The sequence below is a fragment of the Streptomyces sp. BR1 genome (assembly GCF_052373795.1).
In the GTDB taxonomy this organism is placed as follows: Bacteria; Actinomycetota; Actinomycetes; order Streptomycetales; family Streptomycetaceae; genus Streptomyces.
The window spans coordinates 7,228,655-7,240,167 of record NZ_CM126252.1 but is presented as its reverse complement, the minus strand read 5'-3'; the positions used below and the strand labels follow the sequence as shown (position 1 = coordinate 7,240,167).

At 70.6% G+C, this 11,513-nt stretch carries 11 protein-coding genes; 5 read left to right on the top strand and 6 right to left on the bottom strand.

The features are described 5' to 3' along the window. Nucleotides 1-51: 51 nt before the first annotated feature. Nucleotides 52-1,092 carry a vWA domain-containing protein gene (locus tag ACT1U9_RS32005; RefSeq protein WP_444536117.1) on the bottom strand — a complete coding sequence of 347 codons (1,041 nt, stop codon included), beginning with the start codon at nt 1,090-1,092 and terminating at the stop codon, nt 52-54. A gap of 194 nt (nt 1,093-1,286) precedes the next feature. On the opposite strand from ACT1U9_RS32005, the gene ACT1U9_RS32000 reads away from it, so the two are divergent. After that, nucleotides 1,287-2,084 (top strand): VOC family protein, encoded by a 798-nt coding sequence (locus tag ACT1U9_RS32000; protein ID WP_444539308.1) that lies wholly within the window; start codon nt 1,287-1,289, stop codon nt 2,082-2,084. 93 nt (nt 2,085-2,177) lie between these two features. On the opposite strand, the gene ACT1U9_RS31995 is transcribed toward ACT1U9_RS32000, so the two are convergent. Together ACT1U9_RS31995 and ACT1U9_RS31990 are read right to left on the bottom strand one after the other, a co-directional pair. Further along, on the bottom strand, nt 2,178-3,290 hold the full coding sequence (locus tag ACT1U9_RS31995) for an ABC transporter substrate-binding protein (protein WP_444536116.1): 1,113 nt from the start codon (nt 3,288-3,290) through the stop codon (nt 2,178-2,180). 49 nt (nt 3,291-3,339) lie between these two features. Further along, complete coding sequence (locus ACT1U9_RS31990; RefSeq protein WP_444539307.1) at nt 3,340-3,885, bottom strand: GNAT family N-acetyltransferase; 546 nt, start codon at nt 3,883-3,885, stop codon at nt 3,340-3,342. Nucleotides 3,886-4,032: 147 nt separating this feature from the next. Here ACT1U9_RS31990 and ACT1U9_RS31985 point away from each other — a divergent pair, with 147 nt between their 5' ends. From ACT1U9_RS31985 to ACT1U9_RS31975, 3 genes are all read left to right on the top strand, one after another. Continuing rightward, nucleotides 4,033-4,443, top strand: coding sequence for a DUF302 domain-containing protein (locus ACT1U9_RS31985; protein ID WP_444536115.1), 411 nt, complete (start codon nt 4,033-4,035; stop codon nt 4,441-4,443). Between the two features lie 91 nt (nt 4,444-4,534). Further along, on the top strand, nt 4,535-4,714 hold the full coding sequence (locus ACT1U9_RS31980; protein ID WP_444536114.1) for a hypothetical protein: 180 nt from the start codon (nt 4,535-4,537) through the stop codon (nt 4,712-4,714). A 70-nt stretch (nt 4,715-4,784) separates the two neighbouring features. Beyond that, nucleotides 4,785-5,684, top strand: a complete 900-nt coding sequence (locus tag ACT1U9_RS31975) for an NAD-dependent protein deacetylase (RefSeq protein ID WP_444536113.1) — start codon at nt 4,785-4,787, stop codon at nt 5,682-5,684. A gap of 17 nt (nt 5,685-5,701) precedes the next feature. Here the strand turns inward: ACT1U9_RS31975 and ACT1U9_RS31970 are convergent, their stop codons facing one another. Continuing rightward, nucleotides 5,702-6,283, bottom strand: coding sequence for a TetR/AcrR family transcriptional regulator (locus tag ACT1U9_RS31970; protein ID WP_444536112.1), 582 nt, complete (start codon nt 6,281-6,283; stop codon nt 5,702-5,704). 116 nt (nt 6,284-6,399) lie between these two features. Here ACT1U9_RS31970 and ACT1U9_RS31965 point away from each other — a divergent pair, with 116 nt between their 5' ends. Next, nucleotides 6,400-7,824, top strand: coding sequence for an amidase (locus ACT1U9_RS31965; protein WP_444536111.1), 1,425 nt, complete (start codon nt 6,400-6,402; stop codon nt 7,822-7,824). 36 nt (nt 7,825-7,860) lie between these two features. Here the strand turns inward: ACT1U9_RS31965 and ACT1U9_RS31960 are convergent, their stop codons facing one another. Both ACT1U9_RS31960 and ACT1U9_RS31955 read right to left on the bottom strand, forming a co-directional pair. Next, entirely contained in the window at nt 7,861-8,583 is a 723-nt protein-coding gene (locus tag ACT1U9_RS31960) for a VOC family protein (RefSeq protein WP_444536110.1), read from the bottom strand. Between the two features lie 173 nt (nt 8,584-8,756). Beyond that, nucleotides 8,757-11,507, bottom strand: a complete 2,751-nt coding sequence (locus ACT1U9_RS31955) for an alkaline phosphatase family protein (protein ID WP_444536109.1) — start codon at nt 11,505-11,507, stop codon at nt 8,757-8,759. Nucleotides 11,508-11,513 lie beyond the last annotated feature (6 nt).

The following is an 11,513-nucleotide window of genomic DNA, read 5'->3' as shown; positions in this document are numbered from 1 at the left end:
GCGTCCGACGTATACGCCCACACGTGTCGTGGGACGGGGGCTTCCGCGTCGTCAGATCATCAGCAGGAGCCGGGTGTGTGCCACGAGCTTCCGGTTCACGCTGGTGCTCTGCACGAAGATCGTGAAGTCGTCGTTGTGGTCCGGCTTCACGCGGGCTTCCGCGTCCGGCAGGCCGAGCAGGGCCCGGGCCTCGGGTCCCGTGTACACCCGGTCCGTCTTCTTCTCCAGCACCGCGATCTGCTTCCGCGCCTGGATCTTCTCCGACTTGCTCAGCTGATAGAACGCACAGCCCGTGCGGTAGGTGTGCCCGCATTCGATGACCCAGTCACGTATCGCTGCGTCGCGCGCCACCGGGATCAGTTGGTACTGAGACGGATCCACCGGAGTGAGTCCGGCTGCCTTGATCGTGTCCTTGTTGACCGCCTCGGCCCCCGTGGAGAACACCGCCCTCGATCCCCGGATGCCCTGGGCGCGGCCCACCATGAAGTTCTCGGTGGCCTGCTGGATGACCTGCCCGGCCTCCTCCAGACCCCGGGTGCTGGTGGCGTCCCAGATGGCGATGTTGTCCCTGGGGAAGCCGCACTGCATGGCCTCGCGCTTGCCCATCTGGTCCGGCACCAGGACGGCCAGCGTCCAGTTGTCCTGCTGCGTCTCGATCATCTCGGCGACGGCCTTCACCAGTGCACGCGGATCCCTGCCGGGGGCGTCCGGGCTGCGATGACTCGCGTTCTCCTGCCCGTCGGTCAGCACGAACGTCAGGAAGCTGTGGTCGCCGTACAGTTGCGCCGTCTGCGCCAGCTCCCGCTGCGACTTCAGCGCGGCCGCCAGCAGAGCCGTCATCCCGCCGACCCGGTACAACTGCTTCAAGGACGGCATCCGCAGCACGTCCTTGTCGTAGATGACGCACTCCACCTTGTCCGCGAAGACGTACACCGTCACGCGGGTTTCCTGCTCCAACTCCCTGGACCGGCGGGCAAGATAGGCGATCTGCTGGTCGGCTACTTCGACGACCTTACGGCTCAGGTGTGACATCGACGAGCTGGCATCCAGCACAAGAGCGACGTGGTTGATGTAGTTCTGGCTTCCGGACATGACAGGTCCCCCCTCATTCCCGACCGACTTGATACTTCGATCCTGCCACCCACCACTGACAATCGATCTTGACGACCGACATCCCCTGCCGGGCGGCCATCGTTCACCCGTTCGGCTCGGTTGGCGGCTCGCGAATCGGGTACAGAACGCCCCGTCCCACCCCAGCGCACCTCCCGGAGGCACCCGTGCCCGACATGAGCGGCCCCTACAAACCCGGCACCCCCTGCTGGATCGACCTGATGGTCCCCGACCAGCAGGCCGCCCTCGACTTCTACTGCGACCTCTTCGGCTGGCAGGGCGAGATCGGCCCGCCGGAGACCGGCGGCTACTCGGTGTGCCACCTCAAGGGCAAGCCCGTCGCCGGGATCATGAAGGCGATGAACCCGGACGGCACCGTGCCCGACCCGATGCCGCCGACCGCGTGGACCACGTACCTGGCCACCGACTCCGTCGACGCCACCCTCAAAGCCGTCACCGACGCCGGCGGCTCGGTCATGATGGGCGCCCAGGACGTCATGGACCTCGGCCGGATGGCCGTCATCACCGACCCGACCGGCGCCGTCGTCGGTCTGTGGCAGGCCGGTACCTTCGACGGCGCGGGCATCGTCAACGAGCCCGGCGCACTCATCTGGAACGAGCTGAACACCGGCGACACCCGCGCGGCCGCCGCCTTCTACGGGGCCGTCCTCCCACTGGAAACCGCGCCCACGCAGATGGCGGGCGCCGAGGGGTACATCGAGTTCAAGGTCGGCGGGCGCTCGATCGGCGGGATGATGGACCTCGCCGCCCTCCCGCCGGGCGTGCCGCCGCACTGGATGCCGTACTTCTGCGTGGACGACGTCGACAGCGTCCAGGCCGCCGCCGTGCATGCGGGCGGATCGGTCCGCGCCCCGGCCTTCGACATGGCCGCGGGCCGCATGGCCGTCCTCGCGGACCCGCAGGGCGGCGGCTTCGCCGTGATCAAGGCCCACGCCCCGGAACAACCCGCGTAACCCGCAGGCCCGGCTGCCGGACTCGTCCCCGCCGCCGTCCCGGAGCGTACGACGGCCCCGGGCCGGCGGCGGCTGCCGTGCCTTCGTGCTCTCTCAGCCGACGTGAAGGATCCGCAGGCGATCCAGGTCCGCTGGATCCCGGTCGACGACCTGGACGGGCACCCACGCCCATTGCCACACGCTGATGGCCGGCGTGCGGGAGAACCGGATCGGCCCCCGGGTGCCGTCGACTGCGACGCGTTGCCAGGACTCGGCCATGCGCGCCCGGTCCGTGCCATGCGAACGCAGCACATCGGCGAGGACGGTGACGGTGTCGTAGCCCTCGAAGGCGACGAACGAGGGTGCTTGGGCCAGCCGTTCGCGCAGGGCCGTCTCGACTCGTACGCCGAGCGGGCCGAGGCGCTCGGGCAGATAGCGCAGGAACGGGATCGCGGCGCCGTCGTCGCCGAGCAACGCCGCCCATTCGTCGAACTCCGGCTGCCCGGCCGGAGCACCGATCAGGATCTCGGCGAGGCGCTGGTCGCGGCGGACAGCCTGGACGATCGGCGCGGCCGGATCCGGGTGGCCGACCAGAAGGAGGAGGGCTGTGGCGCGGTGGTCAACAAGCGTGTCACACAAGGCTGTTGGAGTGAGCGCGCGCATGTCGAGGTCCATCACGGTGCCGCCGCGTGGAGCGAGGTGGTCCCGCAGTATCCGGGTCCCTGATGCCCAGTAGACACTCGGCTCGGCTGCCACGGCGATGCGACGGTGGCCCGCGCCGAGGAGGAAGTCCGCGTAGATCTGCCAGCCGTGGGACTGCGCCGGGGCGATGCGCGCGACCCATTCCGTCGGCTGTTCGGTGAGCGTGTCGAGAACCGCCGACGAACAGAGGAACGGCAGGCCGAGGGCGTCGGCCCTGGCGGCGGCCGCCCGAGCGACGACGCTGTGGTACTCCCCCGCTATGGCGGCCACGCCCAGGCGGGCCAGTTCGTCAACGGCCGCCGCGGCCCGCTGCGGATCAGCCGCGGTGTCCCGGACCACCAACTCCAGTGGCGTTCCACCGATCCCGCCGGCGTCGTTGACGTCGCCAACGGCCAGCTCCAGTCCGGCGAGCAGGTGTCGGCCCGCCTCGACCCAGCCGGGGCGAGTCAGCGGAACGAGAGCGCCGATCCGGACCGGCGATCCGTCAGACCGCTGCGCTCCAGGCGGCGATGGCAGCGTGTTCATACGTTGGCGTCTCCCTCTCACATGCAGAGCCCGGGTGCTCCGGCGGCCGTCAGTCGGTGGGCGGGTCGTCGTGCAGCAGCCGCTGGAAGAGGCGGTGGTCGCGCCAAGCGCCGTTGATGTGCAGGTACTTGGGCGCGGTGCCGTACTGCTCGAATCCCGCCTTGGCGAGCACGCGCTGCGAGGCGGTGTTGTCGACCAGGGTGCCCGCCTCCACACGGTGCAGACCGACCTCCTCGCGGGCGATGCGGCAGACCTCCTGCACCGCGGCCGTCGCCAGTCCCCGGCCAGCCCACTCCTGGTCCACCCAGTAGCCGAGGCCGCCGCTGCGGAACGGGCCGAGGGCGATGCTGCCGAGGTTGATGCCCCCGACACTTGTGCCGGTTGCCGCGTCGATCAGTACGTACGGCCGTACGCGCCCGGCCTCACGGTCCGCGAGCAGTCCGCTGATCCTGTCGAGCTGGCCCTGCTCGGTGTAGAACTCCTCGGGCCGGTAGGGCTCGAAGGGCCGCATGGCCATTCGGTTGCGCCGAAGCGACTCCGCCAGACCTGCAGCGTCCGCGAGTGTGACCTCGCGCATCTCCACCCCGTCGATCATCACTCGCGCAGCATACTGACCGGCCCCGCGGGCCGTTTGCGGGGCTCCGAAACACACCACCGGAGCCCCGACGCGTCGAGGTGAGCGCCGCATAGGGCACACTGGAATACCCAGGGGGGTATCGACGGACAAAGGAAGTGACATCCGATGGACCTGGGTCTGAGCCGTTCCTACACCGGTACGACGTTCGACGACGTCGTCAGCAAGACGCGCGCCGCGCTTGGCGAGCACGGCTTCGGCGTGCTGACGGTGATCGACGTGCGGGCGACGCTGACGGAGAAGATCGGCGTCACGCTGGAGCCCTACGTGATCCTGGGAGCCTGCAACCCCGCGCTGGCCCACCGGGCCCTGGAGGCGACCCGGGAGATCGGGCTGCTCCTGCCCTGCAACGTCGTGGTGCGGCAGGACCCCGCCGACGCGTCGGTGACAGTGGTCGAGGCGATCAACCCCGCCGTCATGGCCCAGGTAACCGACGCCCCGGGCGTGGCGGAGGTCGCGCGCGAGGCGGGCGAGCGGCTGGAGGCGGCCCTGACCCTGCTGGACGGAGAGCTGGCGTGAACCGTGCGGCGGTGCGGTGCCCGCCTTCGACGCCGTACGCCGCCTCCCACTCCCGCGCCGTCATATCCGGAAAGTGAACGAGGAACTACACATGTGCCGAGCGAAGACATGCCGCACCTGCGGCAAGACCACCTGGGCCGGTTGCGGCATGCACATCTCCCAGGTCAAGGCGAACGTACCGGCGGGCCAGTGGTGCGACGGCCATCCGCGCGACGAGGCGCCCGCGCGGGCCTGGCGCTGGCCGTGGCAGGGCCGGAGCACCCGCTCCTGACCCGACGGCGACCATCCGCCCCCAGAACGGCTCTGCGCCGGTTCCGCCGCCCGTTTCGTACGCTGGCTGCATGCGCATGCGCCCCACGCTGAGCTGGACCCCCGACGTGAGCCTGCCGCCCGGCACCACGGATCTGGGGCCGGTAGCCGACGCGCTGAGCACCGGCGGTGTGCTGGTGCTCAGCGGAGCCGGTCTCTCCACGGAGTCGGGCATCCCCGACTACCGTGGCGAGGGCGGCAGCCTCAGCCGCCACACACCCATGACCTACCAGGACTTCACCGCCGGCGCCCAGGCCCGGCGCCGGTACTGGGCACGCAGTCACCTCGGCTGGCGCACCTTCGGCCACGCCCGGCCCAACGCCGGACACCGGGCCGTTGCCGCGTTCGCGCGGCACGGCCTGCTCAGCGGTGTGATCACCCAGAACGTCGACGGGCTGCACCAGGCCGCGGGCAGCGACGGCGTGGTGGAGCTCCACGGCAGCCTGGACCGGGTCGTCTGCCTCACCTGCGGAGACAACAGCCCGCGCCGTGAGCTCGCCCGACGGCTGGAGGAGGCCAACGCGGGCTTCGCGCCGGTGGCCGGTGGAATCAACCCCGACGGCGACGCCGACCTCACCGACGACCAGGTCGGGGACTTCCACGTGGTGCCCTGCACCGTCTGCGGCGGCATCCTCAAACCGGACGTGGTGTTCTTCGGTGAAACCGTTCCACCCCAGCGGGTCGCGCACTGCCGCGCGCTGGTGGGCGAGGCGACGTCCGTGCTGGTCCTGGGCTCTTCGCTCACCGTGATGTCCGGGCTGCGTTTCGTACGCCAGGCCGCCCAGGCCGGGACACCGGTGGTGATCGTCAACCGGGACCCGACCCGCGGCGACCAGCACGCCGTCACCCGGGTCGCGCTCCCCCTCGGAACGGCTCTCACCGCCGTCGCCGAGCACCTGGGCATCCCCGTGACCGACCCGGCGACGGTCTGACCGGGGCTGGCCACACCTCACAGGAGGACGGCGAGGTGCGCGTCCAGGACGTCGTGGGCCGCCTCCGGGGTGAGATGGCCGATGAGGACGTGGGTGGTGAGGCCGTCCGCGAGGGCGAGCAGGGTGCGGGCCGCGCGGCGGGCGTCCGGCTCGTCTGCCGGGGCGGCGGCCTCGGCCACCAGAGTCGTGAACATGTCCTCCAGCGCCGCGTAGTTGGCCCGCAGGATCGCGGCGAGCGGTTCGCTGACCGCCGCCTGCGCGAGGAAGGCGAGCCAGACGCGGGCCTCGGCCCGGTGTTCCGCCCGCAGCAGTGAGACCTCGGCCGCCGCGTGCCCCAGCACGGTGCCGGCGGACTGCGCGGGGCTGCGCAGGCTCCGGGCCCGTACGCGGTCGGCGACGCGTTCGCCCACGTATCCGAGGGCGAAGACGAGCATCTCCTCCTTGGTGCGGAAGCAGCGCTGGACCGCGCCCATCGACACCTGCGCCCGCGCGGCGACATCGCGCAGCGTGACACCCTCCAGGCCCTTCTCGTCGGCCAGTGTGCACACGGCCTCGGCGATGACCTGCCGCCGCGCCTCGTGGTCCACCTGCTTCGGCACCCGGTCCGCCTTCCCTTGACCCGCCATATTCCGATGCGCGCGCATCGGATCCCAGTCTACTATTCCGATGCGCTTGCATCGGAAAGGCCGTCGCGGCGTGAGGAGAGGAACGGAACATGGTCATGCGTACGCCCCGGCCGGAGAACCTGTGGCGGCTGTCGGCCACGGAGCAGGCGGCCGCGGTCCGCGCCGGGGAGCTCTCGGCCGTCGAACTCGTCGAGAGCCATCTGGAGCGCATCGCCGAGGTCAACCCCCGCGTCAACGCCGTCACCCAGCTGCTGGCGGACCGCGCCCGCGAGGCCGCCGTCGCCACCGACCGCGCCCGCGCCGCCGGACAGGCGCTGGGGCCGCTCGCGGGCGTGCCGTTCACTGTGAAAGAGACCACGCCCATCGAGGGCGTACCGACGACCTTCGGCTCGCCGCGCTTCCGCGACCTGGTCTCCACCGCCGACGCCCCGCCCGTGGCCCGGCTGCGCGCGGCCGGAGCCATCCCCGTCGGGCACAGCAACATGCCCACCCTCGTCCTGGCCGGCATGCACACCCGCAGCGAGCTCTACGGCGACACGCTCAACCCCTGGGACGCCTCCCGCACCCCGGGCGGCTCCAGCGGCGGCGACGCGGTGGCCGTCGCGACCGGTATGGCCGCGCTCGGCCTCGGCAACGACTCCGGCGGCTCGATCCGCGTCCCCGCCCAGTTCTGCGGGGTGACGGGCCTCAAGCCGACTCCCGGACGCTTCCCCGCCGACCGCCGGGTCTTCGGCCCCGAGGACCCCGGCCCGGCCTCCCAACTGATCGTCACCGACGGCCCGTTGGCCCGCACCGTGGCCGACCTCCGGCTCGCGTACGAGGCGCTGGCCGGGGCCGACCCGCGCGACCCGTGGGCCGTGCCCGTACCCGCGTACGGCGAACCGCTCCCCGCACCGCCGACGGTGGCGGTCGTCACCGACCCGGGCGGGCGCGGGGTCCACCCGTCGATCGCCGCCGCCGTGGCCGTGGCCGCCGAGGCGCTGGCCGACGCCGGGTACACGGTCCGCGAGGTGGCGGACGTGCCGCGGCTCGACGAGACCCTGGAGGCGTACATGGCCATCACGCTCGCCGAGTTCGCGCCGAACTGGCCGGTCGTGCGCACCCTGCTGGGCGCGGGCGGCGACCGCTACATCGCGATGGTGATGGCGGACGCCTCCCCCGCGACCGCCGACGAGGTGATGCGGCTGATGGGAACGTGGCTGAACATCCGCCGCTCATGGGCCGAGTTCCTGGACACTTATCCGCTGCTGCTGGGGCCGGTGTTCACCGAACCGCCGGTCGAGCCGGGTCTTGAGTCCCGCGACCGGGCGGGCCGCGACCGGGTCGCGTCGGCGATGCGGCTGTGCACGGCGACGAGCCTCGCGGGGCTGCCGGCCGTCGCCGTGCCCACCGGCCTTGCCGACGGACTCCCGGCCGGGGTCCAGTTCGTCGGCCGCCCCTTCCGCGAGGACCTGTGCCTGGCGGCGGCCGCCGAGATCGAGTCCCGGGTGGGGGTGCTGACGCCGGTCTCGTAAGGCTTTACGAGGCAGCGCGCCGTACAGAAGCCCCCGCTACCGGGGCTTCTGTACGGCGAACTCATTGCCGTCGGGGTCGAGCAGCAGCGTCCGACCGCCGTCGCCTTCGCCGGTGTCCCTGCGCGTCGCGCCGAGCGAGATCAGGCGGTCGACCTCCGCCTCCCCGTCGGCGTCGGCGGGGAGCGCCAGCTCGAAGTACAGCCTGTTCGTGCCCGTCTTGGGCGCCACCGGAGGACCGCCCCATGTGATCTTCGTGCCGCCGTCGGGCGATTGGATCGCGGTCTCCTGGTCCTGGTCCCAGACCAGCGGCCAGCGCAGCGCCGCGCTCCAGAAGTAGCCGACCTCCTGCGTGCCGTCGCAGGCCAGTGCGCCGATGAAGCCGGTGTCGGCGAGGAACTTGTTGCCTGCCGCGATGACGCAGAACTCGTTGCCGTCCGGATCGGCGAGCACCACATGCCCCTCTTCCGGGAGTTGGCCCACGTCGATGTGTTTCCCGCCGAGCTCCAGCGCCCTGGCCACCGTCCGCTGCTGATGCTCCGGGGAGGTGCTCGTGAGGTCAAAGTGCGCACGGTTCTGACCGATCTTCGGCTCCTGGCTCGGCAGGAACCGGATGCGGAACCCGGTGGCATCAGGGGGCAGGATCGCGACATCGTCGTCCGCACCGTCGGCCAACTCCCAGCCCAGGACCCCCGACCAGAACCGCGCCAGGTCCGACGGCCGGGGCGCATTGAAGCAGATCGCGAACAGATGACTCGTCATACCCCGTGCAACTCCGTTCCCTTGACAATCGATACGGCGTCCCCCGCCCGCCCCGCGAGCGGAGCCTAGGGGTGGCCGTATAGCACCCGCATCCGAATTTCCGCTGCGGTGCATCGAGAAAGGGCCCCGACCGACGGTGGCGTCGGCCGGGGCCCTGTCGTAAATCAGCTGCGTCAGCCGTCGTTCTCCGCCGACGGGATGTACGCGCCCGGCACGTCCTTGGGCGCGTAGATCTTGTTCTCGCCGGGATACGGCTGCGTCCACCCATGCGTCTGGTACCAGGTGAAGTGGTTCATCTGCTGAGGGTTCGCGAAGTCGGGCCTGGCATCGGGGCCGGTGAGCCGCTGGTGCGACTTCCAGGTCTCCCATTGCGCCGCGAGCTGCTGCTTGTCCGTCGGCACCTTCGCCGGCGGCACGATCGCCGCGCGCGGATTCTGCGCCGCCGCCTTGTCCTCACCGCAGGTGGGCGGGGTCTGCAGACCCGCCGTCAGCGAGGTGCGGTTGGGCAGCGCGGTGAACGGGGTGAAGTCCGGCTTGCTGGTGAACGCCGCGGTCATCGGGCTGGCCGCGCTGTCCTTCTGGTTCATCGGGTGGGTCCCGAGGATCTGCTCGATGGTGCGGATCATCGTGATCTGCGAGTAGTAGTGGCTGTCGACCACGCCGTGCCTGGCCCAGGGGCTGATGATCTGGATCGGGGCGCGGTGGCCGTCGACGTGGTCGAGGCCGTTCTGGGAGTCGTCCTCGACCACGAAGATCGCGGAGTCCTTCCAGTACGGGCTGTGAGAGATCGTGTCGACGAGCCGGCCGGTGGCGAGGTCGTTGTCCGCGACCTGGGCAGCGGCGCTCGGCGGTCCGCCGGTGTGGTCGCTGGAGAGCCAGAACATGTTCAGGTTCGCCGGACCGTTCTTCTCGAAGTCACGCTTCCAGATCTCGTACCGGTAGATGTCCGGGACGCTGGTGTCGAACTTCGCGAAGCCGGGCACCGACACGGCGTTGAGCGACGGGATCGGCGAGGACGAGACCAGGGGGTAGGCGGTGTCCTGCCCGGTCGACCGCATGTTCTTGGTGTCGCAGTACAGGTTCTGCCAGCTCGCGTCCGCCGGCTTGGTCAGGAACTGCTGGAACTCGCCGAAGTCCCGTACGGACTTGCCTGCGGCCTGGGCGCCGGTCCACAGGAAACCGGTCCGCTGGTGGCCCAGCGCGTCGTCCTCGGTGTCGTAGCTGCGCTCGTACTCACCGGCCTGCGACTCGGTGTACTCCGGGTCGTCGGCCTGCATCAGCCAGTTGTGTCCCTCGGCGGAGTTCGTGCCGATGTCATACGTGTTGTCGTACAGCCCGAACTGCCGGGCCAGCGCATGCTGGTTGGGCGTCACGTTGTCACCAAACTCGGTCAGCGCCGGGTCGCCGTTGCCCTGCGGCATGTCACCGTAGACCTGGTCGTAGGTCCGGTTCTCCTTGACGATCAGGAACACGTGCTTGATCGTCGACGGGTCGCCGAGCCGCACGGGAACGGGCACCGGCTGCGCGTGGCCCTTGCCCGACGCGACCGAACCGGCGGTCCAGCCGTTCTGCTGGAAGACCTTGGCCGTCTGGGACTTGATGACGCTGTCCTTGGGCAGCAGGAACCGCTGCAGGCTCGATGTCGTGTCGTGGGTGCCGTGTCCGGCGCTGTTGGCCGGGCGGCGGGCGTCGATGCCACGGGTGTTGGAGACCCACACCTCGTTGCCGACGGTGGCGATCTGCGCCGGGAAGTAGTCCGTGGGGAGCAGGCCGACGTAGCTGACCGGCTCCTGCGGGGTCGTGTACCGGTAGACGGCGACGGCGTCGGCGCGGCCGAGCGTCACCAGCAGACGGCCGTCACGGGAGAACGTCACCGCGTTGGGCTCATAGCCCACGGACGCCTCGGGCCACGGCTTGGTGGAGATGGTCTGGACGACCTTGTTCTTCGCGGTGTCGATGACCGAGACGTCGTTGGTGGCGGTGTTGGTGACGAACAGCGCGCCCTTGCTGGCGTACAGGGCGGTCGGGTGCAGACCGACGTCGATGCTCGCGACGGCGGCGGTCGGGTTCGCCAGGTCGATGACGCTGACCGTGCCGGTGGTGGTCGCCGCGGTCACCGGGTCGGCGGGCACCTGGGTGTTGTACGAGTTGATCGTGGAGTCGCCGGGCTTCGCCGGGCGCCCGCCCTCGTTGCTGACGTACAGCTTGGAGCCGACCTTGACGATGTCGCGCGGGGCGTTGCCCACGGTCCAGCTCTGCTGGACGGCGCCGGTCGCAGCGTTCAGGGCGACCACCCGGTTCTGGCCGTTGACCGCCGCGTACACGGTGGAGCCGTCGGGCGAGAACGCCGCCGCGCCCACCAGCGCGTGCTTGAGCCCGTCCGCCGGGATCTTGACGGATACGGGGTTGGCGAGGCCGCCGTCCGGTTTCACGGTGAACTTGGTGTAGCCGTCGGTCCGGCCCAGCCACAGCTGCTTGCCGTCAGGGGAGTACGTCGGGCCTTCCTGGCCCACGTCGTTGCCGCTGATGCGCAGGTCCGCCGAGGCGGAGTCGCCGATGAGCTGCTGGACCTTCCCCTTCTTGAGGTTCACGATGTCCAGCGCCATCCCGCCGTCGGCGACCGAGGCCGCGAGGTGGGTGCCGTCCGGGCTGACCGTGGACGACATGATCTTGCCGTCGTTGATGACGAGACGGCTTCCGTACGGGGCGATGTACTGGTCGCTGGAGATGACCTGGCCCTGACGGGTGATCTGGCCGACCTGGTCCTTGCCGAACTGCGTCGTCTGGGCGAAGGCGGTGCCGGCCAGTGCGAGGGCGACGGCGGCGATGCCTGCCGTTGCCAGGGGTGTTCGTCGGCCGATGCGTCTGCCGACAGAGCCGGAGCGCCCCTTCTCGGCGCTCCGACGGCGGCGTGTGACCTGCATGGAGGA